The organism is Rhizobacter sp. SG703, assembly GCF_012275445.1.
Classification (GTDB): domain Bacteria; phylum Pseudomonadota; class Gammaproteobacteria; order Burkholderiales; family Burkholderiaceae_C; genus Rhizobacter.
In genome coordinates this window covers 390881-412636 of sequence record NZ_JAAZQK010000002.1, presented here as the reverse complement: position 1 = coordinate 412636, position 21756 = coordinate 390881, and the positions used below count along the sequence as shown (strand labels likewise).

18 protein-coding genes are annotated in these 21756 nt (G+C 70.2%); all 18 read right to left on the bottom strand.

Annotation, left to right across the window (positions count from 1 at the left end):
* Positions 1-26: 26 nt before the first annotated feature.
* The gene (rfbD, locus tag FHT26_RS04880; protein ID WP_168559033.1) at positions 27-923 is read right to left on the bottom strand and encodes a dTDP-4-dehydrorhamnose reductase; all 897 of its coding nucleotides are present in this window, start codon (positions 921-923) and stop codon (positions 27-29) included.
* Entirely contained in the window at positions 920-1990 is a 1071-nt protein-coding gene (rfbB, locus tag FHT26_RS04875) for a dTDP-glucose 4,6-dehydratase (RefSeq protein WP_168559032.1), read from the bottom strand. Before rfbB ends, rfbD begins: the two co-directional genes overlap by 4 nt.
* Before the next feature lie 13 nt (positions 1991-2003).
* Positions 2004-3458: a mannose-1-phosphate guanylyltransferase/mannose-6-phosphate isomerase gene (locus FHT26_RS04870; RefSeq protein WP_246867710.1), complete on the bottom strand. Its 1455-nt coding sequence runs from the start codon at positions 3456-3458 to the stop codon at positions 2004-2006.
* Between the two features lie 54 nt (positions 3459-3512).
* On the bottom strand, positions 3513-4391 hold the full coding sequence (locus FHT26_RS04865) for a 2OG-Fe(II) oxygenase (protein ID WP_168559031.1): 879 nt from the start codon (positions 4389-4391) through the stop codon (positions 3513-3515).
* A gap of 259 nt (positions 4392-4650) precedes the next feature.
* Positions 4651-5796 (bottom strand): DUF1972 domain-containing protein, encoded by a 1146-nt coding sequence (locus FHT26_RS04860; RefSeq protein WP_168559030.1) that lies wholly within the window; start codon positions 5794-5796, stop codon positions 4651-4653.
* Positions 5793-6989 carry a glycosyltransferase family 4 protein gene (locus FHT26_RS04855; protein WP_168559029.1) on the bottom strand — a complete coding sequence of 399 codons (1197 nt, stop codon included), beginning with the start codon at positions 6987-6989 and terminating at the stop codon, positions 5793-5795. Before FHT26_RS04855 ends, FHT26_RS04860 begins: the two co-directional genes overlap by 4 nt.
* Positions 6986-8158, bottom strand: coding sequence for a glycosyltransferase (locus tag FHT26_RS04850; protein ID WP_168559028.1), 1173 nt, complete (start codon positions 8156-8158; stop codon positions 6986-6988). The genes FHT26_RS04855 and FHT26_RS04850 overlap by 4 nt, the downstream gene beginning before the upstream one ends.
* Positions 8142-9236, bottom strand: a complete 1095-nt coding sequence (locus FHT26_RS04845; protein WP_168559027.1) for a glycoside hydrolase family 99-like domain-containing protein — start codon at positions 9234-9236, stop codon at positions 8142-8144. The genes FHT26_RS04850 and FHT26_RS04845 overlap by 17 nt, the downstream gene beginning before the upstream one ends.
* A gap of 3 nt (positions 9237-9239) precedes the next feature.
* Positions 9240-11984 (bottom strand): oligosaccharide flippase family protein, encoded by a 2745-nt coding sequence (locus FHT26_RS04840; protein WP_168559026.1) that lies wholly within the window; start codon positions 11982-11984, stop codon positions 9240-9242.
* The gene (locus FHT26_RS04835; RefSeq protein ID WP_168559025.1) at positions 11981-13237 is read right to left on the bottom strand and encodes a glycosyltransferase family 4 protein; all 1257 of its coding nucleotides are present in this window, start codon (positions 13235-13237) and stop codon (positions 11981-11983) included. Before FHT26_RS04835 ends, FHT26_RS04840 begins: the two co-directional genes overlap by 4 nt.
* A complete protein-coding gene (locus FHT26_RS04830) occupies positions 13224-14558 on the bottom strand; it encodes a hypothetical protein (RefSeq protein ID WP_168559024.1) in 1335 nt (444 codons plus the stop codon). The genes FHT26_RS04835 and FHT26_RS04830 overlap by 14 nt, the downstream gene beginning before the upstream one ends.
* Positions 14559-14568: 10 nt before the next feature.
* Complete coding sequence (locus FHT26_RS04825; protein WP_168559023.1) at positions 14569-15534, bottom strand: glycosyltransferase family 2 protein; 966 nt, start codon at positions 15532-15534, stop codon at positions 14569-14571.
* Between the two features lie 33 nt (positions 15535-15567).
* Entirely contained in the window at positions 15568-16320 is a 753-nt protein-coding gene (gene epsI / locus FHT26_RS04820) for an exosortase-associated protein EpsI, B-type (protein ID WP_168559022.1), read from the bottom strand.
* Positions 16317-17195, bottom strand: coding sequence for an exosortase B (gene xrtB, locus FHT26_RS04815; protein WP_168559021.1), 879 nt, complete (start codon positions 17193-17195; stop codon positions 16317-16319). The genes epsI and xrtB overlap by 4 nt, the downstream gene beginning before the upstream one ends.
* Before the next feature lies 1 nt (position 17196).
* Complete coding sequence (locus FHT26_RS04810; protein WP_246867709.1) at positions 17197-18144, bottom strand: polysaccharide biosynthesis tyrosine autokinase; 948 nt, start codon at positions 18142-18144, stop codon at positions 17197-17199.
* Positions 18145-18156: 12 nt separating this feature from the next.
* Positions 18157-19614: a chain length determinant protein EpsF gene (gene epsF / locus FHT26_RS04805; RefSeq protein ID WP_168559020.1), complete on the bottom strand. Its 1458-nt coding sequence runs from the start codon at positions 19612-19614 to the stop codon at positions 18157-18159.
* Between the two features lie 39 nt (positions 19615-19653).
* A complete protein-coding gene (gene epsE / locus FHT26_RS04800) occupies positions 19654-20547 on the bottom strand; it encodes a polysaccharide export protein EpsE (protein ID WP_246867708.1) in 894 nt (297 codons plus the stop codon).
* 26 nt (positions 20548-20573) lie between these two features.
* Positions 20574-21575 (bottom strand): EpsD family peptidyl-prolyl cis-trans isomerase, encoded by a 1002-nt coding sequence (locus FHT26_RS04795; RefSeq protein ID WP_168559018.1) that lies wholly within the window; start codon positions 21573-21575, stop codon positions 20574-20576.
* Positions 21576-21756: the final 181 nt, after the last annotated feature.

The following is a 21756-nucleotide window of genomic DNA, read 5'->3' as shown; positions in this document are numbered from 1 at the left end:
GTGTTCTCCCAAACGAATGTGATCGGTCAGCCCAGCACTTCGATGAGCATGCGCTCGACGCCGGCCTGCCACGCCGGCATGCGCAGCCCGAAGGCCTGGTTCAGCTTGTCGCACGACAGCCGTGAATTCAGCGGCCGCTTCGCCGGTGTCGGGAACGAGGTGGTCGGCACCGGCTCGATCGCCTCGGGCGCGACCTTGATCGCATGGCCGCGGGCGCGCGCCCATTCGATGACGAAGCGGGCGTAGCCATGCCAGCTGGTCTCGCCGGCGGCCACCGCGTGGTAGGTGCCGGCGAGCTTCGGGTCGGCCAGGGCGGCGCGCAGCGCATGCACGCTGACGTCGGCCAGCAGGTCGGCGCCGGTCGGCGCGCCGACCTGGTCGTCGATCACCGTCAACCGGTCGCGTTCGCCGGCCAGCCGCAGCATCGTGCGCGCGAAGTTGCCGCCGCGCGCCGCATAGACCCAGCTGGTGCGCAGGATCAGGTGCTGGCAGCCGCTGCCGCGGATCAGCTCCTCGGCTTCGAGCTTGGTCTGGCCGTACACGCTGAGCGGACCGGTCGGCGCGTCTTCGCGACGCGGCGTGTTGCCGCTGCCGTCGAACACGTAGTCGGTGCTGTAGTGCACCAGCCAGGCGCCGAGCGCCGCCGCTTCGCGCGCCAGCACGCCCGGGCCGGTCGCGTTGATCGCCCGCGCCAGCGCCGGTTCGCTCTCGGCCTTGTCGACCGCGGTATGCGCCGCGGCATTGACGATCACGTCCGGGTTCACCGCGCGCACCGTCGCGGCCAGCGTGTCGGGCTTCGAGAAATCGGCCTTCAGCGTGCCGGGCGTGTCGAAGTCGAGCGCGGTCAGCTCGCCCAGCGGCGCCAGCGCCCGCTGCAGCTCCCAGCCCACCTGGCCACCCTTGCCCAGCAGAAGAATCTTCATGCTGCCGCCGCCTCGCCGTAGTTCTTCGCGACCCAGTCGCGGTAGCCGCCGCTCTGCACGTTGGCGACCCAGCCGGCGTGGTCGAGGTACCACTGCACCGTCTTGCGGATGCCGGTGTCGAAGGTCTCGGCCGGACGCCAGCCGAGTTCCCGCTCGACCTTGCGCGCATCGATCGCATAGCGGCGGTCGTGGCCCGGGCGGTCCTTCACGTAGGTGATCAGGCGCGTGTACGAACCGGCCGGATCGGGCTTCAGTTCGTCGAGCAGCGCGCAGATCGTGTGGACGATCTCCAGGTTGGTCTTCTCGTTCCAGCCGCCGATGTTGTAGGTCTCGCCGACGCGCCCGCCGGCCAGCACTGCGCGGATCGCGCTCGCATGGTCGCGCACGTACAGCCAGTCGCGCACGTTCTGGCCGTCGCCGTAGATCGGCAGCGCCTTGCCGGCGAGCGCGTTGACGATCATCAGCGGGATCAGCTTCTCGGGGAAGTGGTACGGCCCGTAGTTGTTGCTGCAGTTGGTGGTGACCACCGGCAGCCCGTACGTGTGGTGCCAGGCGCGCACCAGGTGGTCGCTGGCGGCCTTGCTGGCGGAGTACGGGCTGTTCGGCTCGAAGCCCTTGGTCTCGGCGAAGGCCGGGTCGGTCGGCGACAGCGAGCCGTAGACCTCGTCGGTGCTGACGTGGTGGAAGCGGAACGAGGCTTTCGCCTCGCCTTCGAGCGTGCTCCACAGGCCGCGCGCGGCCTCGAGCAGCGTGAAGGTGCCGTCGATGTTGGTGCGCATGAACGCGCCGGGACCGTGGATGCTGCGGTCGACGTGGCTCTCGGCCGCGAAGTGCACGATCGCGCGCGGCTTGTGCTGCGCGAGCGTCGCGTCGACCAGCGCGCGGTCGCAGATGTCGCCCTTCACGAACACATGGCGCGGGTTGCCGTCCAGCGACGCCAGGTTCTCGAGGTTGCCGGCATAGGTCAGCGCGTCGAGGTTGACGACGGTCTCGTCGCTCTGCGCCAGCCAGTCCAGCACGAAGTTGCTGCCGATGAAGCCGGCGCCGCCGGTTACCAGAATGGTCATGAAAGGATCCTGTTCACTTGAGTCGGCCGTAAGTGTCTTCGAAGCGGACGATGTCGTCCTCGCCGAGGTACGAGCCAGATTGCACTTCGATGATTTCCAGCGGCACCTTGCCGGGGTTCGCGAGCCGGTGCGTCTGGCCGAGCGGGATGTAGGTGCTCTGGTTCTCGCTGAGGATCATCACCTTGTCGCCGTTGGTGATCTCGGCGGTGCCGCAGACGACGATCCAGTGTTCGGCGCGGTGGTGGTGCATCTGCAGGCTCAGCGAGGCGCCCGGGTTGACCATGATGCGCTTGACCTGGAAGCGCGCGCCGGAGTCGATGCTGTCGTACCAGCCCCACGGGCGGTGCACCTTGCGGTGCAGCGTGTGCTCGCCGCGGCCGCGCGCACCGAGCTCGCCGACGATCTTCTTGACCTCCTGGCTGCGCGCACGGTCGCTGACCATCACCGCGTCGGCCGTCTCGACGACGACCACGTCGCTCAGGCCGACCACGCTGACGAGCCGGCTGGTGGCATGCACCAGCGTGTTGTCGCTGTCCTGCAGCAGCACGTCGCCGACGCTCGCATTGCCGCGCGCATCCTTGTCGGCCACCTGCCAGACCGCGTCCCAGGCGCCGAGGTCGTTCCAGCCGGCGTCCAGCGCGACCATGCGGATGTCGAAGGCGCTGCCGGGGCAGCGCTCCATCACCGCGTAGTCGACCGATTCGGACGGCACGGCGGCAAACTCGGCCTTGCCGGGGCGGATGAACTTCGCGTCGCTGGCGCGGGCGGCCCACGAGGCGCGCGTCGCGGCCGCGATGTCGGGACGGAAGTGCTCGAGCGCCGCCAGCCACACCGAGGCCTTCAGCACGAACATGCCGCTGTTCCACAGGTACTGGCCTTCGCGCAGGTAGTGTTCGGCGGTGGCCAGGTCGGGCTTCTCGACGAACTGCGCGACCTTGCCGTCCGCCGAGCCACGGATGTAGCCGTAGCCGGTCTCGGGGCGGTCGGGCGTGATGCCGAGGATCACGATCGCGCCGTCGGCCGCGGCGCGCACCGCGCGTTGCAATGCGGCGGTGAACGCGGCCGGCCGGGTGACGGTCTGGTCGGCCGGCGTCACCACGAGGATCGGGTCCTGGCCGTTCTCGACCGCGGCGAGCGCGGCCAGCGTCAGGGCCGGCGCGGTGTTGCGACCCTGCGGTTCGAGCACGACGGCGGCCGGGTCGACCTGCTGGTCGCGCAACTGGTCGAGCACCAGAAAGCGATGTTCCTCGTTGCCGACGACCAGCGGCGATTGCACCGCGATGTCGGCGGCACCCAGGCTCGCGACACGCTGCACCGCCTGCTGGAACAGGCTCTGGTTGCCCGACAGCACGAGGAACTGCTTCGGAAAGCCGGCGCGCGACAGCGGCCACAGCCGCGTGCCGCTGCCGCCGGCCATGATGACGGGGAGGACGGACAGCGGCGTCGACGGGGTGGGGGACGTGGACATGGCGGATTCTCTTCCTGGTTTTCTGGGTCGCGTGGGGTCGACGCGGGACGGGGATTATCGGCGTGCCAGCCGCTTGATCGTCGAGACGACGATCGGCGGCAGGATCTGCTTGAGCACCTGCTTGCTGCGGTCGCTGCGGCTGGCGAACAGGTAGGTGGACAACATGGCTTCGCGCCGGTCTTCGCGCGCGAATCGGTTGGCGTAGTAGTAGGCCGCGACCGAGCGCCGCGTGACGCCGGGCGGCACCGCGAGCGGCTGCGAATGGCCGTGGTAGTGGGTGCGGCCGTGGCTCATCAGGATCGAGCGGCCGAACTCCGGCTCGACGGTGCCGACGCACTGCTTGCGGCCGGCGTCCCACAGTTCGAGTGCGCCGTGCCACGGCGCCTGCCAGTCCTTGTTCAGGTAGGTGATGAACACCATCTCGTTGTTGAGTGCGGTGCGCGGATGCCGGTCGAAATCCGCATGGATGCCGAACGAGCCGCCGGACAGCGTTTCATGCAGGCCGCCGCCGAACAGGTGCGGATCGCTGACCAGGTCGGCGACGCCGCTGACGTGCGACAACGCATGCAGGAAGAAGCTGGAGCCGATGGTCCAGAAATACAGCTGGCTGGCCGGCCCCATGCGGGCGCCGACGCGCGAGCGTTCGACGCGCGCGTAGGCGTTGGTCTGCGTGCTCCAGTGGTCGCGCGGCAGCACCTCGAATTCCTCTTGAACAAGCTCCAGCAGGCGAGGGTTGAACCAGTCCTGCACGACCAGGTGCGGGTAGGGCGTGGCCGACTGCATGCGCGTTCGCAACTCGTCGAGGTGCGCGACGTCGGCGAGGCGCGGCTCGATCAGTTCGTCGAGCGACAGGCGCACGCCGCGGATCGTGATGAACGCGGAGTCGTCGACGAGTGCCTTGGCAACTTCGACCTCGACAGGCAGGGACTTCATGGCTTGACTACTCGGATGCGCCGGAGGCGACGAGCGATCGTAAGCAAGCACAGGGCCGGTGGATGTGACGACCCCCCTGAATGGGCGATGGGGAGGACGGCCCCCCAGTCGCTTCGCTCCTGCCCCCAAGGGGCGCCACCCGAGGGGCCCGGCAAAGCCGGTTCCCCCGGGCGTTGCTTGATGGGTCGCGCGCTCCGCAGGCTCCCGTCCGGCACGCAAAGGCGCGCCACAGCCTGCCCGCCCGCGCCTTTGCCGCATCTCAGGACGCACGCTTCTGTTCCCGCGCACCCGCATCGCGAACCGCCGGCAACCACTGCAGCAGCAATTGCTCGTACTGCGCCAGGATGTGGTTCCAGGTGAAGCACTCCTCGAAGCGGCTGCGGCTCGCCTGCTGCATCGCAGCCAGTCGCACCGGATCTTTCAGCACCGCCTCCAGCGTCGCCGCGAAGCCGTCCGCGCCGCTGAAGTAGCCGGCCTGCGGCCCCGCCACCCAGCGGTTGAAGCGGTTGTCGTGCGCGATCACCGCGTTGCCGGCGCCGAGCGCTTCCACCAGCGACGGGTTGGTGCCGCCCACCTGGTGGCCGTGCACGTACGCCATGCTGTGGAAGCGCAGCGATTGCACCGTCGGCTTGTCGTAGATCGCACCGACGAACTTCACCTCGGCGCTCGCCGATGCCTTCACCGCGCGGTGGTACGCGTTGTCCGCCGAGTAGTTGCCGAGCACCGTCAGCGTCACGCCGCGCGGTTCACGCGAGAAGCCCTGCACCACCTCGAGGATCGAGTTCTCCGGCTCGGGCCGGGCCACCAGCGTCAGGTAGCGGCCGGGCTCCAGGCCCAGGCCGTGCACCGGCGCGGTCGGCATGTCGTGCAGCGGGTCGGCCCCGTAGGCGATCGTCGTCACCTTGTCCGGGTTCACGCGCGAGCTCAGGTGCTGCTTGATCTCCGGATGGTCGGCCACCAGGTGGTTGCCGAGCCAGCAGCCGGCCCAGTCGTTCATCCAGAACCAGGTCTTCGCGACCCCGCCCCACTTGGCGCGCGACCACTCGATGCCGTCCATGTTGATCAGGTTCGGCACGCCCTTCAGGCGCAGCAGCGCGCAGAACACCGCGGTGTTGTAGCCGAGCGTCAGGCACAGGTCGCGGTGCTTCGCGGCATGGCGCGTGGCCTGCCAGTCGAACAGGATCGTGCCCTTCGGCCCGGGCGCGTCCACCGGCATGCGCACCCGCTCGACGCCGCGCCAGGTGTCCTCGAACACCGGGCCGCTGCCGTCCTCCTGGCAGTACACGATCACCCGCCAGCCGCGCTCCACCAGGTACAGCGCCAGGTGCTCGGCAAAGGTCTCGAAGCCGCCATGCGCGGCCGGCACGCCGCGCGTGCCGAGGATGCGAAGGGTCTGGGGGGTCATCGGTCGGGTCCGGAAGAGGAGTTGCAGGCGGCCGGGCTCGGCGCCGCGTTTGCGGGCCGGGTCGGCTCGAAGAAGCGACGCACGCCGTGCACCAGCACCTGCGCCGACTGCTGCCAGTCGAACTTGCGCACCTGCGCCAGGCCCTGCGCCCGCATGCGCTCGCGCAAGGCCGCATCGCCCAGCACCTGCCGCAGCGCGGCGGCCAGCTCGGCGCTGGAGTTCGGGTCGGCGTACAGCGCCGCCGCACCGCCCACCTCGGGCAGCGAGGTGGTGTTCGACGTGATCACCGGCACGCCGCTGGCCATCGCCTCGGCCACCGGCATCCCGAAGCCTTCGGCGAAGGCAGGGTACGCGAACGCGAGCGCATGCCGCATCACCGCCGGCAACGCCTGGTCGCCCACCTTCTGCAAAAAGCGCACGCGCTGCTGCAGCCCGTGCGCCGCCACCGCGCGGTCGATCTGGTCGTAGCTGAAGTCGCGCTGGCCGACGATCACCAGCGGCGGCGCGTCGGCGCCGAGCTCGGCATAGGCATGGATCAGCGTCTCGTGGTTCTTGCGCGGCTCCAGCCGGCCCACCGTCAGCAGGTAGCCGCCGGGTTCCAGGCCGAGCTCGCGCACCGCGTCGGCGCCATCGGGGCCGGGCCGGAAGCGCTGCGGATCGACGCCGTTGTAAGTGATCGCGATGTGCTCGGCCGGCACGCCGTACAGCCGCGCGATCTCGCCCTTCGAGAACTGGCTCACCGCGAACAGCAGCTTCGCGCGCCGCGCCGCATGGCGGAAGGTCAGCTTCGACTGCAGCACGAAGCTGCGCGGGAAGAACTGCGGGTGGGTCTCGAACAGCAGATCGTGGATGGTGCAGGCGCAGGCGCCGGTGCGCACGAACGGCAGCCGGTACTGCATGTGCAGCAGGTCGATGCGGTGCTTCCACTGCAGCCACGGCAGCTGCAGGCCGAGACGGACCGGCGCGCGCTGGTGCGTCATGCGCACCAGTTCGACGTTCGGTGCACGGAACTCGGGATGCGCATCGCGCAGGCTGTCGATGCCGTCGAGCAGGAACACGAAGTCGATCTCCGGCGCGAGCCGGATCGCCTCGCGGTACAGCCCGAGGATGTGGCTGCGCGAGCCCTGGAAGATGCCGTCCCAGGTGTGGAAGTCCACGCCGAGGCGCGGGCGGCGAACGGATGGGTGGGTCATCGGGGCGAGTGCAGCGAAGAAGGCGTGGCGGTGACCGGTGCCGGCTCGGGGCCTGCACCGACGAGACGGCGGCTCAGCTCGACGTGGCGCGTCGCGAAGCCTTCGGAACTGAAGCGGCGCGCCAGCAGGCGCTGCTGCGCATTCGCGACCTGCGCCGCGCGCCGGCCCGGCTGCGTCGCAAGCGCGTCGACCGCGCGCCACAGGTCGGCCGCGTCGTGCGGCTTGCAGAACGCGATGCCGTCGTCGTCGAAGTAGTGGTCGAGGCCGCCGGCGCGGGTCGCCACCACCGGCACGCCGCGCGCGGTCGCTTCGAGCACCGCGGTCAGCCCGGAGGCATGCAGGTTCTCGTGCAGCGGCACCACGACGCAATCGGCCCAGCCGTAGTTCGCGACCACCTCGGCCTGCGTCATCGGATGCGCATCGATGTTGGACTGCGCGAGCCGCGTCGGGAAGTGGCTGGAGCCGACCCGCAGCTCGACGCCGGGCCGGCCGCCGAGTGCCTGCGCGAGTGTCTCCCAGTCGCGGTGGCGGTCGTTGCCGAGCGCCAGCACGTGCAGCGGCCGCGTGCCGTCGAGCACCGCCTGCGGTCGTTCGGTCGCGATCGGGTAGCTGTCCAGCGAGATGCCGAAGTCGACGATCACCTGCCGCTCGCCCAGGTCGAGCTCGCGGGCGCGAACCATGTTCAGCGGCGAATGGAAGGTGGCGGCCTCGGCATCGCGCATCAGCCAGCGCACCAGGCCGCGGCGCAGGCCCGACCAGCGGCGCCATTCATCGACCAGCCAGATCGACTGCGCGACGATCGGCGCGGTCGCGATGCCCACGCGGCGCAGCAGCCCGACCCCCAGGTGCTCGTACTCGGTGTGGGTCCAGATCACGTCGGCGCGTTCGGGGTGCAGCAGCGCGCGGTTTGCCCACACGTGCCGCAGCTCGAAGCCGAGCACTTTGCGCAGCACGCGGTCGATCAGGCCGAGCGCACCCGGCCACGGCGGCGTCGCGCGCGAGAAGCTCAGCCGGCAGCCCTGCTGCAGCGCATGGTGGTAGCCATACGGCGTCGCGTCGGGCACCTCGCCGCGCGCATGGCGCTGCGCCCAGGCGGCCACGTCCAGGTGCCGCGGCAGCAGCACCGTCACGCGCAGCTCGGTGCGAGCGGCCTCAGGGGACGAAGACATCCTGAATCCTCTCCAGGTACTGCATGCCGAATTTCTTCGTCGGCTCGATGATCGAGCCTTCGCCGTATTCGTTCCAGCAGCACAGCACGCCGATGCGCTTGGTCTTGTCGGGGTTGGCGTCCATCAGCGCCTTGCCGGCGCGCAGGTGGGCCTCGAAGGTGGCCGGCGTCGACACCGAGTTGTCGTGCCCCGGCTGCGAGCTGCCGCCCCACGGCGTGCGGTCCCAGCCGGCCGTCATCGGCACGAAGTACGGCAGCTTGCTGTACTTGACGATCCAGTTCCACTGCATGCGGTAGTACTGGTCGAGCTCGTCGTAGCTCTTCGAGTACGGCGTGCGCGTCGAGTCCTCGCCGGCGATGCCGAAGTGGTAGTTGTACGCCGACAGCGCGTCGAAGCCGCTGTTGAACGCGAAGTCCCGTACCCAGAACTGCGAGGCCACCACGCCGAGCACGAAGTAGATGCCCGGCACGCCGGCGGCGCTGGCGCGGGCGCGCGCGCGGGTCAGCATCGCCGCGGTCGTCGTGCCCATCGCGGTCGCCTGGCTGCGCAGCACGTCGGGCGAGAACACGAACATCACCGGCTTGTTGTCGATGCGCAGGTACTCCGGCCGCTTGAAGTGGTTGGCTAGCCAGAAATCGACCAGCGCATCCCATTCGCCCAGCGTCTTCGGCTCGGCCGTGTGGTTGGCCCACATCAGCGAGTACTTCACCTTCGTGCGCTGCGCCGCGGCCAGGTAGGCGAGCACCGCGGTCTGGGTGGCCGGCTTCGCGTTCTCCCAGTACCAGTCGAAGATCACGAACGAGATGCCGGCGTCGGACATCCAGCCGAGCTGGCGGTCCAGCGTGACGGCCTTGTCGTCGCGGTACCAGCCGAGCATCGGCTCGCGGTCCTTCGCGTACGGCTTGATCGACGACCAGGTGTCAGGTTCGGTCGGGCCCTTCACGCCGGGCGACCAGCCGGGGTAGTAGTAGATCCCCAGCTGGTAGGGCGTGCTGGCCGCGACGGCCGCCCACGGTGCGACGACGCAGGCCAGTGCGACGGCGATGCGGAGAAGGATGCTGCGGAGGGCCAGGTTCATGGTTCATGCTCCCAGTTGGGCGGCGAGTGCCGCCGACGCGAGTTGCTCGACCGCCGGGCGGCGGGAGCGGATCTGCGCGCGGGTCTCGGCCAGCGCATCGAGGCGTGCGCAGACGCAGGAGACCAGGCTGTCGGGATCGCAGACCTCGAGCGGGCTCAGCAGCGATTCGGCGCCGAGCCCGAAATGGCGCAGCGCGCCGGCGAACTTGCCCTGGTACTCGACGGCCACCACCGGGATGTCGCGGCCGAGCGTCGCGATCATCAGGTGCATGCGGCCGGTCAGCACCAGGTCGAAATGCTGGCAGCACTGCTTCACGTCGGCCGCGGTGTACGGGCCCTGCGCGAGCAGCACGCGCGGCTGCACGTCGGCCGGCAGGCGCGAGAACACGTCGGCCAGCATCTCGGGGTCGCTCGCATGCGGGCGGAAATCGTGCGGCACCAGCACGACGCGCGCATCGCGCTCTTTCACGAGGCGCGCGATCGCGGTGGCCGACGCCGACACCGCCTGGTCGCGCTGCGCGGCCGACAGCAGCTTCAGCGAATGCGGCGACAGGTTCCACGCGATCACCGGGCCCCGTGGTTGCGATCCGTCTTGCGGACCTTCCTTCAGCCACGTGGCCACGCTGCGCTCGAGTTCGCTCGCCGGCGACGGCTCCAGCAGGAAGCCGAGGTCGGCCGTCAGCTTCACCCGCTCGCCGACCAGTTGCGCGACCCGCTCGCGCGACACCGCGTCGCGGCACAGCAGCGTGACGCCCGGCGGCAGCTGGCGGAACGCGCCGGCCATCGCCGGATCGGGCCGGTCGTTGAAGCTGAAGCTGCACACCATCGCCGGCACGCCGCGGCGCGCCGCGAAGCCGGCCACCTCGAGCCGCAGCTTCGATTCGAAGCGCGAGTAGAAGCCGTCGAGCACGTCGGCACCGATCACGATCAGCGCACGCGCCTTCGCGAGTTCGTTGGCGACCGCGCCGGCCTGCCCGAGCCGGCCCCACAGCGGCATCGCGCTGAAGGCGACGTCGCCGCCGACCGGCATCTCGACGCCGGGACGGCACAGCACGCGGGCCGACTTGATGCCGGCCTGCTTCAGCAGCGCGGTCAGCCCGCCGACCAGCGCCTGGTCGCCGACCGAGCCGATCATCGAGTACGCATCGGCGATCACGATCACCACCTCGCCGGGCTTGGCCGGCTGCGCCGCGAACGGCCGCGCGAGCGACATCAGCAGGCGGTAGGCGCGCACCAGCATGCCGTCGTTGAGCCGCACCACGCCTTCGAGCAGCCGCACGCCGGCGCCACCCACCGCGCCGGGCAGCCGCGACACATGTCGCAGCAGCACGCGCGGCATCAGCGCGACGATCAGCAGCGCATACAGCGCCGCGCTGATGCCCAGGCTCAATGCCGATCCGACCACGGCATTGACGCGGGTCTGCGCGAAGTTCGCGACGGCGAAGCCGACGGCGGCGGCGAGGACGGCAGCCAGCACCGGCTTGGCGATCTGACGGAGGATGGGCATGGCTTGGATCTCCAGGGAGAGACGGATGACGCGGAAGATGATGGGCACCGCCGCCATCTGGCCGAACAACAGGCTGGCGGCAACGCCCGCGGGACCGAAGGGCAACAGCAAGGGCAATACCAGGAAACTGCAGGCGCAGCGCACGATGCCGACCTGCACCATCGCGCCGGCTGCACCGGTTGCCTGCACCGCCGACGAATACAGCAAGGCGATGGTGCGCAATGCACCCAACAGGCACAGGATCTGGAACGGCGCGACCGCGTCGTGCCACTGGCCGCCGAACACCGCCGGCACCAGCACCGCGCCCGAGCCGGCGGCCAGCAGGAAGGCCGGCACGATGAACGTGGCGGCCATCAGCGAGCGCGTGGCGATCGCGTCGAGCAGCGCCTCGCGGTTCACCTGCGCGCGGGCGAACACCGAGATCGACGCATCCCACAGCGGTGCGGCGAGCAACTGCGTCGCGGCCAGTTGCGCACGCGCGGCGAGCGCGTAGTTGCCGAGCAGAGCCAGGCCCATCTGGCGGCCGACGACCAGCTCGATCACGCGGGTCTCGGCCAGGTCGAGCAGCTTGACGAAGGTGATGCGCGCCGAGAAACCCGACAGGTCGCGCAGCGCGCGGCGGTCGAAGGCCCGGCGCGGCCGCCAGGTCTCGTGGCGCCACAGGATCACGGTGCCGGTGACGTGGAAGCACAGCTGCTGCAGCACGAAGGACCAGACGCCCAGCCCCATCAGCGCCGCGACGATCGCGACCGCGCCGCTCAGCAGGTTGGCGGTGGCGGTGCGGCGCGCGAGCGTGCGGTAGTCGAGCGAGCGGCGCAGCAGCCCGGCCGGCACCGCCGACAGCGCCATCAGCAGGAACACCGGCGACAGCGCCATGATCACCGGCTGGATGCCGTCGCTGTCGAAGGCGCGCGCGAACAGCGGCGCGCAGGTCAGCGCCAGCAGCGCGAGCAGCAGGCCGCAGCCCATCGTGGTCCAGAACGCGGCGTTGATGTGCTCGGGGCTCAGCGTCGCGCGCTGCACCAGCGCATGGCCGAACAGCTGCTCGACGAAGATCTCGCCGAGCGTCAGGAACACCATCGCGACCGCGAAGGCGCCGAATTCGGTCGGACCGAGCAGCCGGGCGAGCGCGAAGAACACGACGAAGGTGATGCCGCGCGCCGCCCAGTTCTGCACGTAGGCCCACATCGTGCCGCGCGCGGCCGACATCTTGTGCTGGCTGTCCATCGGAATATTGCTCATGTCGTGGCCTCGGTCAGCGAAGCCTTCACCGTCGCCATCACCCGCTCGCGCCACGAACGGGCCGAGAACGCGACGCCGGCATGCTGGCGGGCCGCTTCCGACAGGCGGGCGCGCAGCGCATCGTCCGACAGCACCCGCACGATGTGGTCGGCGAAGGCCTGCGCCTCGTCGGCCACCATCGCATGGCAGCCGTCGAGCGCGCCGGTGCCTTCGACGCCGATGCGCGTCGACACCACCGCCGAGCCGGCGAGCATCGCCTCGACCGTCTTGATCTTCACGCCGCCGCCGCTGACCAGCGGCACCACGGTGACGGCGTTGCTGGCGTAGAACGCATGGATGTCCGGCACGAAGCCGCTGAACTCGATGCCGCTGCCGCCGTCGGCCTGCGCGACGAGTGCCGCCGGCGGGTTGCGGCCGGCGACGACGAAGCGCGCCTGCGGCATGCGCTCGCGCACGCGCGGCCAGATGTCGCGCAGGAACCAGGCCATGCCTTCGAGGTTCGGCTGGTGGCCGAAGCTGCCGGCGAAGCCGACCCGGCCGGCCACCGCCGCGCCGTGCGCGCGCTGCAGCACCTGGTCGTCGGCCAGCGGCAGGCCCATCGACAGCGCGCGGGTGGCCGGGTTCAGCGCCTGCAGCACCTGCGCGTCCTGCTCGGACAAGGTCAGCGCCGCCGCGAAGCGCGGGTAGTGGCGCGCCTCGTAGCGCGCCCACGCGACCCAGTTCAGCCAGTTGCGCGGGCCGGGCGCGCGCTGCGCCTGGCGGAAGCCCGACAGGCTGTAGGCGTCCTGCACGTCCATCACGCAGGGGATGCCGTCGCACAGCGCGACGTACTGCGCCATCTGCGGGAACTGGATCCACACGATGTCCGGGCGGAAGCGCTGCAGCATCGCGCGCAGCGCGGTGTCCATCGCCGGCGTGCGGCACAGCCGGGCGAGCTCCGGCTCGCCGAACGCGAACGAGCCGAGGCGCGCGCGCAGCACCGCGCTGCGCGCGATCTGCAGCGGCACGCTGTCGACCTGCGCGCAATGCGCCTGCAGGCTCGCAAGCGCGCGGCGGTCGCTGTCGTCGGGCTCGGCCCCGCGGAAGCCGAGGAAGGCGACCGTCGCGACGCCGGCCAGCTCCTTCAGCTGGGCCCAGCACAGCGCCGCGCCGCCGTTGGCGGAGGCTTCGCCGTAGAGGAAGGGCGCGAGCAGCAGCACGCGCGGGGCCGGGGCGACCGTCGCCGCGGGGGCCGGCGATTCAGGCAAGTTCATGCGTGGCGAGGGTGGACTGGTACAGCGAGGGCGCGCGCGGCGGCGCGAAGGCGGCGGCATGGCCGTGCATGAAACGGCCGAGCAGCGTGAAGACGAACAGGAAGAACACGACGATGTCGGGCTCGAAGTTGTACGGCAGGAAGAACGCACAGACGGTGAAGCCGATCAGCACCGACCACTGGCTTCGGTGCACCCACAGCCCCGACAGCATGCCGGCGATCGACACCAGGAAGACGGTGCCGATCGGCAGCCCCATGTCGAAGAACAGCGCGAGGAAGCTGTTCTCGACGTTGTAGAGCGTGCCGCCGAACAGCGCCGCGCGCGCGCCGACCGTGCCCTTCGGGTAGCCGAGCCAGGCGTAGTCGTTCAGCGATTCGATCGCCATCACGAAGGACTTGTGGTGGCCGACCATCGACGGGTCGGTGCCGCTGGCGTTGAGCAGCGCCCAGCGGGTGACGGCGCCGTCGCTGTAGCTGTCGAGCAGCAGCAGCGCGACGCCCATCAGCGCGATCGAGACCGCGCCGGCCAGCACCATGCGCGTCAGGTTGGCCGGGCTGAACAGCACGCTGCCCGGCACGCAGGCCAGCACCAGCGCGGCGGTGCCCAGCATGATCGCGAGCCAGCTGCTGCGCGAGAAGGTGAGGGCGACCGCCAGCAGCGCGAACACCAGCGCGGCCACCACCACCACGCTCGGCAGCGGCCGCGGCTTGCGCGAGAACAGCACGCCGCCGACCAGCAGCGCGTACAGCCCGAGCGCGAGGCCGAGCGAGTTCGGCCCGGTGGCCGGCAGGCCCATGCGCAGCCAGGTGCCGCCGGCGATGTACCAGGCGCTCGCGAGCGGGCCGGTGCCGGTGTCGTCGCCCATCAGCGTGCGCAGCAGCCGCGGGCTGAGTTCGACCGCGGCGAAGATGCCGAACGCGGTGAACACCACCAGCAGGCCGCACCAGAAGCTCATGCGCAGCAGCGCGCGCACGTCGTCGTCGCTCGCGCGCAGCACGATGCCTTCGAGCGCCACCGCGAACAGCAGCGGCAGCAGGTAGATGCGGGCGTAGTACAGGCCGGGGACGTGGCGGTCGTCGAACGCGGCGACGAACACCGTCGCCGAGATGCTGGCGATGCACAGCAGCGCCCACAGGTAGAAGCCGCGCGCCTTGAAGACATCGGTGCGGCTGATCGCGAACAGCACCAGCAGCAGCAGCAGCCCGTCGCGCAGCGGCGGGATCAGGTTGGGCACGTGGGCCATGCTCAGCAGCGTCTTGCCGAACTGCGACAGCAGCGACACGAACGCGATCAAACAGAGGAGGCGGCCGGCCGCTCTCATGGTTCGCCCCTCATCGTGCGACCACCGGCGTCTGCTTCCACCACGCGGCGAACGACTGCCGCGCGGCCTGGAAATAGCCGTTGCGCTTGTCGCGCTGCAGCGCGCGGCGCTCGGGGTTGCCCGACACCACCGCGCGGCCGGCGTGCGCCAGCGCCTTGGCCGAAAACACCAGGCCGAGCGACAGCGCCAGCCGCGAGGCCGCGCCGCGCCCGAAATGCTTGGTGACGAACAGCAGGTACGAGCGCAGCGTGCGCAGCACCGTCGCGCGGCCGGCCCAGGCCTTGCCGGCGCCTTCGTAGTGTGTGACCGTCACGTCGGCGCGGTAGCTGGCGCGCAGCCCGAGCTGGCGCACGCGGCGGCCGTAGTCGACGTCTTCGCAGTACATGAAGAAGGCATCGTCGAGGCCGCCCAGTCGTTCCCACACCTCGCGCCGCGTGGCCAGGCAGGCGCCCGACACCCAGTCGACCGACGGGTTCGACAGCGCATAGAAGCCGGGCCGGGTCTGCACGCGGCGGAACACGTCCGGCGTGCGCCACTGCTTCTCGAGCCCGAGCCACGACAGCGCGATGCGCACCGGCGTGTGTTCGAAGCCGACCGAGAACTGCAGGCGCCCGTCGCCGTACACCAGGTGGCAGCCGGCGACGCCGACCTCCGGTTGCAGCGCCTCGTCGACCAGCCCGTCGAGGTTGCCGTCGCAGCGGGTGTCGTTGTTCAGCAGCAGCAGAACCTGGCCGCGGGCCTCGCGCGCGGCTCGGTTGTTGCCGCCGGTGAAGCCGAGGTTCTCGGTCGATTCGATGTAGCGGATGTCGGGCCGCGTGCGCAGGAAGGCCTGGCTGCCGTCGACCGACGCGTTGTCGATCACGATCACCTCGACGCTGTGGCGCACGAAGGCCGCGCGCACGGTGTCCAGGCATTCGGGCAGGAAGCGCAGGCCGTTGTAGTTGACGATGACGACGGAGACGTCGGGCGGGTTCATGGCGGTCGCAGGCAGGGTTCGGCCGGGATCGGTTCAGGGCGCCGTGGCGGCGACGCTGGCGTCGGCCGCAGGGTGTGCGCCATCGCGCGACGGGCTCACCGGGCCGATCAGGAAGCGCCGCGTGCGCGGGTCGACCGACTGCAGCAGGTCGGCCATGAAGCGCTCCTGCATCTGGTAGGCCGGGGCGGTGTCCGTCGCGATGGTCGACACGCGGAACAGCAGGCCGTCCGGGATCCAGCCGCGCAGGCCCTGCTTCAGGCGCGAGACCTGCTGCTGCATGCCGGACGGGATCACGTCGTCGCCGACGCGCATCCAGTAGCTGATGGGCTCGCTGCGGGCGCCGAGGCTGGCGAGCAGCCGCTGCACCGGCACGCGGGTCGCGTCGGCCTGCAGCGAGGCATGGCCGCCGCCGCGGATCTGGAAGCCCTGCGCGACGTAGCAGACCTCGGGGCGGTGCAGTTCGAGCTCGCCGGCCTGCGCCGCGCCGTAGGCGATCGAGAGCATCACCCGTTCGCCGGTCGGGCCGATGTAGGTGCGCGTCAGCGTCTGCGCATACAGCGTGTTCAGCAGCGCGACCTGCTGCGGGTTGATGACCTGCGCGACCGTGCCGTTGTCGACCCGCCAGCCGGCGAACGCGCGCGGGATCGCGGTCTCGAGCTTCAGGTCGCTGCTGAGCGCCGCCAGCCGTGCGCGCGGCGTGAAGGCCTGCGCCAGCACGACCGCGCCGAGCATCAGCGCGAGCACCGCGGCGGCCCGCTTCCAGCTCGGAGCGAAGGCCGTGCTCATGTCGCCGCCTTGTGCCGCACGCCGAGCCGCAGCAGCGAATCGGCGCCGGTGATCAGCAGCAGCGCGGCCATGAACAGCACCAGCCCGGCGAAGCCGTGCAGGAAGCCCTGGCCGGCCTCGTCGCCGAAGTGGTAGGTGATCAGCGTCAGCACCATCACGCGGATCACGTTGGCGCAGAAGCTGATCGGCACGATCAGCACCGCGAGCGCGACGTTGCGCACCACCGACGCATGGCGCACCAGGTTCAGGTACAGCAGCCCGAGCGCTTCGAGCGTGAACAAGGTGTGCAGCCCGGCGCAGGCATCGGCCACCAGCAGCTGGTACTGGCCGATCTGCAGGATCACGCCGGTGCGGCTGATCGGGTAGCCGACGCGGTACAGGATGTTCTCGGCGACGTACGACACCGCGAGCTTCATCGGCTGCGTCAGCGCGTCCACCACCGTGCCCGGCAGCGGGATCATGAACAGCATGAAGAACAGCGGGAACCACAGGCGCTTCAGCGCCCCCGGGCCGCGCAGCAGCAGCGCCAGGCCGACCAGCATCCACAGCAGCGAGCCGATCTCGAGGATCAGGATGCCCTGCGAGCGGCCGAGCGCATACGACAGCGCCCCGACCAGCAGCAGCGCCCACGCGACCAGCGGGCGCGGCCGGTCGCCCGGCACCGACATCGCGGCCGGCCAGGACCGCACCAGCAGCCAGATCGAGATGCCGAGCACGATCGGCCCGTGGCCCTGCTCGTCGGTGCGCCAGATGCCGTTCAGCAGGTCGAAGAAGCTCGGGCCGTACATCGCCGCGAGCCCGAGCGCGGGCAGCAGCCACGGCGTGGCCAGCGCGCGCCACCTCGCGTCCGGGCCCGGGGTCGGCAGCGCAGCCATTTCAGTAGTCGTTGAGGACCACGCCGGCCAGCTTGGCGGGGCTTTCCGCCAGGCTGGTGACCAGGTCCTGCAGCCCGTTCATGTGGCACTGGTTCTTGCGCGCGATCGCCAGCGCCGAGCCGCAGCGCGCCGCGATCACGCCGGCGTCGGCGCCGTACGACGCGGCCGGCGTGTCGACCAGCACGTGGTCGAACTTCGACAGCAGCTCGCGCAGCAGCAGCTTGAAGGCCGGCCGCTCGACCAGCTCCAGCGGGTTCGGCGGCGTCACGCCGACCGGCAGCAGGAACAGGCTGGGCAGGTCGGGCACCTGGTGGATGACGTTGGTTTCCTTGCGGCCGCTCAGCACGTTCGACAGGCCGGCGCCGTTCGGCACCGCGAACACCTCGTGCTGGCGCGGGCCGCGCATGTCGGCATCGACCAGCAGCGTGCGCCCGCCCAGCTGCGCCAGCGTGACCGCCAGGTTGGCCGCGAAGAAGGTCTTGCCGTCGCCCGGCTCGGGACTGACGACGGCCAGCGCGCGCTTCGGCTCGTTGGCCGAGAACAGCCGCATCATCAGCTGGCTGCGGATCGCGCGGAACGATTCGGCCTGCTGGCTGAACGGCTGCACCGCGGCGACGAGTTCGCGGCTCAGGTCGCGCCGTTCCTCGGGCGCATAGGGGTAGTGGAACTGCTGCGACAGCGCATACAGCACGTCGTCGTCGCTCGCGAAGCCGAGCGCCACCGCCGCCTCGCCGAAGCGCAGCCGGTGCTGGCGCTGGTAGGCCAGCACCGTCTCGACCTGCTGCGACGACAGGTTCTTCAAGTCGGCAATGATGTCGCCGATGCTGCGGTCGTGCAGTTGCTGGCCGTCGCCCTGGTAGGCGCCGTCGATGGCCTGCGCGCCGCCGCTGCCGTTGAGGCCGTTCGCGCCGCGCGCGCCACCGCCGAAGCCGGCCATTCCGTCTCTCATGTTGGCCATGGTTCAGCGCCCCCGCGTGCCGTTGGCGACGGCCAGTTTCGAAGAGGCTCCCGGCAGCCGCGCCAGCACCCGTTTCGGCAGCACGAAGCGCTGCTTGCCGCCGAGCAGCCGACGGCGCATCGGCTGCGGAATGCTGCCGATCACCGGCAGGCCGATCGTGCGCACCAGGTCTTCCGGGCTGCGCACGCGGCGGTCGATCAGCTCGCGCAGCAGCGCGATCCCCACCGCCAGCATGCCGCCGAGGAACACCGCGACCAGCATGTTCAGCAGCAGCCGCGGCGACGAAGGCCGGGCCGGCTCCGACGCGCGCGTCAGGATCGAGATGTTGGTCTGGTTGTTCTGGCTCTCCAGGCTGGTCTGCGTCAGGCGCGCGCCGACGGCGTCGTAGGCGCGCTGCGCGGCCTCGAGGTCGCGCTGCAGCACCTGCGATTCGTCGCGCTGTTCCTTCAGCTTCAGCACCTTGGTGCGCTGGGCTTCGAGCGCGGCGCGCACATCGGCCTCGCGCGCCTTGTTGATGTTGTTGTTGACGCCCATGCTGCTGCTGACGCGGCGCACCTCGGCGTCGTAGCGCGAGCGCAGCTCGTTGATGTTGGCCTTCAGCTCCAGCACCTGCGGGTTGGCATCGCCGAGGCGCGTGCCGAGCTGCTGCAGCTGCGCTTCCTGGCGCGACAGGTCGGCCCGCAGCCCGGCCACCACCGGGTTGTTGATCACGTCGGGCAGCTGGTTCGGCGATATCGCGGCCTGCTGCTGGCGGCTGGTCGATTCGGCGCTCAGCGCCTGCATCGTGATCAGCTGCGTCGACAGGTCGTTCAGCTTGGCGTTCTCGACGTCGAAGCGCTCGTCGGTCGACACCAGGCCCTTTTCCTTCTGGTAGGTCGACAGCCGGGACTGCGCCTTTTCCAGCGATTCGCGCAGTTCCTTCGCGCGGCTGTCGAAGAAGCTGCTGTACTGCTTGGCCGGGTCGACGCGCAGGTCGAGGTTGGTGTCGATGTAGGCCTGCACGAAGGCGTTGGCCAGCGCGGCGCTGAACTTCGGATCGGGCGAGGTGTAGCTGACGTTCAGCACGTTGCTCTCGCGCGAAGGCTTCACGTCGAGGTGCTTCTGCAGCGCCTCGGCCAGCCAGGCCTCGAACTCGCCGGCACCGTCGGTGGCATCGAGCCACTTCGCGCGGCTCTCGGCGTTCTGGTTCAGCTTCATGTCGCGCACCACGCGCTGGGCCACGCGGTCGCTGGTGATGATGTCGACCTGGGTCGACATGTAGCCCGGCGTCATCATGCCGGCCAGCACCATGCCGGCGATCGGGTCGGGCGACTTGACGTCGATCACCAGCGCGGCGCTGGCGGTGTACTTCTTCGGCAGCAGCAGGCTCAGCGCCAGCGCGGTGCCGAGGGTCAGCAACAGCATCGTGAGCGCCGCTTTCCAGCGGGCCCGCAGGATGGACATGAATTGCGAGAAGGACATGGGCGAGGCTCGCAGCGGTAGGTGGTTATGGGGTTCCGGTCAGAACAGGCTTTCGCGGATGTAGATCACGTCGCCGTTCTGCAGCGCGTCGTTCATCCCGGGCTGCAGTTCCTCGACGCGGCCTTCGCCGTTGCGCCGGTGCACGCGCAGCCCGCGCGTGGTGCCGCGCTGGGTCAGGCCGCCGCCACTGGCGAGCGCCTGCATCAGCGTCATGTTGTTCTCGAGGCGGATCGCGCCGGGGCGTTGCACTTCGCCATAGATGTAAACGGTGGGCATGCGCTCGACGTAGATCGTGTCGCCGTTCAGCACCACCGGATCCTGGCTCTGCGCGCCGTTTGCAAATAGTGCGGCAATATCGACCTGAAGGCGGTACGGCTGGCCATTGCGGATACCGGTCAAGATGACAACGTCGCTGCCGCCCGGCGCAATGCCGCCGGCCTGCGCGAGCAGCTCGCTCAGGCGCATGCCGCTGACGTCGATCGGGAAGCGGCCCGGGCGATTGACCATGCCGAGCGCCGAGGCCTGGTTGCCGCGCACCTGCGTCACCAGCACCGTCACCTGCGGCTGCTTGACGAAATTGCCGGTGCGCAGCCCGTCGGCCAGCGCCTTCTCGACCTGCGGCACCGTGAGGCCGCCGACCGTCACCTGGCCGAGCAGCGGGAAGCTGATCTGGCCGGTGTCGGAGACGCGGGTCTCGATCGCGAGGTCGGGGTTCTGGTACACCGCGACGCGCAGCACGTCGCCGGCACCGATCAGGTACTCGCGCTGCCGGGCATCCTGCGGCACCGGCGGGGCGTTGCCGCTGACGACGGCGGCGGTGGTGGCCGGTGCTGCGGGCGCCGCCTGCGCGTGCGCGAGCGGGGTGCCCAGCGCAAGTGCAGCGAGCGCGATGGCGGTGACGGCTGCGGTCGCGCGTCGGGCAGGGCGTTTCAACGTCATGGCGGTCGGCAGTTTTTTCATCACTTCAGGTTGGAGAGTCCCTTGTTGACGGTCGATGCGTCGAGCGCGGTGCCCGACGCGGCGGGGCCGGCCGCACTGGGGGCGGTGCTCGTCGCGGAGACCTCGGCGGTCGGCGTCGTGACCACCACCGGCGCCGGTCCGTCGGTCGGTGCCGGCTCGCCTGCGGCATGCGCGAACTTGCCCTGGTACTCGATGCGGGCGGCGGCACGCAGCTGCTTGAGCTGCTGGTCCACCACCTGGCGCTTGCGGTCGACCAGCAGGTACTGCTGGATCGCGTTCTTCGCTTCTGCGGCGGCCAGCGGCGCCGGTTTCACCGACACGATGGTCAGGATGCGTGCGCCCAGCGGGCCGTTGATCACGTGCGACTGGCCTTCCTTCAGCGCGGCCATCGGCGCGGCCGCCTGCATCGGCAGCGCGTCGGCGCCCTGCGTCAGCTGGCGCGTGCCGAAGCGCAACGCGGCGACGCGCAGCGCGGCCGCCACGTCGTCGGCATTCTTCGCGGCGTCGATCTGCGGCTTCAGCGCCTGCTGCTGTGCCGGCGTCGCCTCGACGGCCGTTTCCACCAGCGTGTAGACGCGGCGCTGCGCGAACAGCTCCGGGTGCGCGTTGTAGTAGTCGCTGACCTCCTTGTCGGTCGGCGCCGCGGCGCTCTCGGCCAGCCGCTCGGCATAGGCGCGCGCGAGGATGTCGCGGCGCGACGCCTCGATCGCCTGCACGACGCGCGGATCGCGGTCGAGGCGCTGCTCGTTGGCAGCCTGCAGCGCGAGTTCCTGGTCGATCAGCGCGTCGAGCGTCTTGCGGCTCGCGGCCTCGACCTGTTCCGGCTTCAGGGGGCCCTGGCGCTGCATCAGGAAGTTGATCTGGTGGACCGAGATCTCTTCCTTGTTGACCTTCGCCGCCACCTGCGTCGCACCCTCGCGTTTGCTGCCGCAGGCAGCCATCACGAGCGCGCAGCACAGCACGACGCCAGTGCGCAGAACGGGTCGGAACGGGATGGGCATGCGGGGTCCTGGCAAGTAACTTCTCCTCGCGTGCCGCCCATTGCCGTGATCGATTGAACACGACTCAGGGAAGGCACCAATATGACAAAAACAGAAACCGGTATGAGCAAGACTGATGCCTGTGCGGCGCAGTGCACGGTGCCCGGTTGCAATTGCGGAGCTTGGTTACACCCGGCGTGAC

Coding starts and splice junctions, on each gene's coding strand:
- rfbD (WP_168559033.1), bottom strand. CDS start 923: ATGAAGATTCTTCTGCTGGGCAAGGGTGGCCAGGTGGGCTGGGAGCTG.
- rfbB (WP_168559032.1), bottom strand. CDS start 1,990: ATGACCATTCTGGTAACCGGCGGCGCCGGCTTCATCGGCAGCAACTTC.
- FHT26_RS04870 (WP_246867710.1), bottom strand. CDS start 3,458: ATGTCCACGTCCCCCACCCCGTCGACGCCGCTGTCCGTCCTCCCCGTC.
- FHT26_RS04865 (WP_168559031.1), bottom strand. CDS start 4,391: ATGAAGTCCCTGCCTGTCGAGGTCGAAGTTGCCAAGGCACTCGTCGAC.
- FHT26_RS04860 (WP_168559030.1), bottom strand. CDS start 5,796: ATGACCCCCCAGACCCTTCGCATCCTCGGCACGCGCGGCGTGCCGGCC.
- FHT26_RS04855 (WP_168559029.1), bottom strand. CDS start 6,989: ATGACCCACCCATCCGTTCGCCGCCCGCGCCTCGGCGTGGACTTCCAC.
- FHT26_RS04850 (WP_168559028.1), bottom strand. CDS start 8,158: ATGTCTTCGTCCCCTGAGGCCGCTCGCACCGAGCTGCGCGTGACGGTG.
- FHT26_RS04845 (WP_168559027.1), bottom strand. CDS start 9,236: ATGAACCTGGCCCTCCGCAGCATCCTTCTCCGCATCGCCGTCGCACTG.
- FHT26_RS04840 (WP_168559026.1), bottom strand. CDS start 11,984: ATGAGCAATATTCCGATGGACAGCCAGCACAAGATGTCGGCCGCGCGC.
- FHT26_RS04835 (WP_168559025.1), bottom strand. CDS start 13,237: ATGAACTTGCCTGAATCGCCGGCCCCCGCGGCGACGGTCGCCCCGGCC.
- FHT26_RS04830 (WP_168559024.1), bottom strand. CDS start 14,558: ATGAGAGCGGCCGGCCGCCTCCTCTGTTTGATCGCGTTCGTGTCGCTG.
- FHT26_RS04825 (WP_168559023.1), bottom strand. CDS start 15,534: ATGAACCCGCCCGACGTCTCCGTCGTCATCGTCAACTACAACGGCCTG.
- epsI (WP_168559022.1), bottom strand. CDS start 16,320: ATGAGCACGGCCTTCGCTCCGAGCTGGAAGCGGGCCGCCGCGGTGCTC.
- xrtB (WP_168559021.1), bottom strand. CDS start 17,195: ATGGCTGCGCTGCCGACCCCGGGCCCGGACGCGAGGTGGCGCGCGCTG.
- FHT26_RS04810 (WP_246867709.1), bottom strand. CDS start 18,144: ATGAGAGACGGAATGGCCGGCTTCGGCGGTGGCGCGCGCGGCGCGAAC.
- epsF (WP_168559020.1), bottom strand. CDS start 19,614: ATGTCCTTCTCGCAATTCATGTCCATCCTGCGGGCCCGCTGGAAAGCG.
- FHT26_RS04795 (WP_168559018.1), bottom strand. CDS start 21,575: ATGCCCATCCCGTTCCGACCCGTTCTGCGCACTGGCGTCGTGCTGTGC.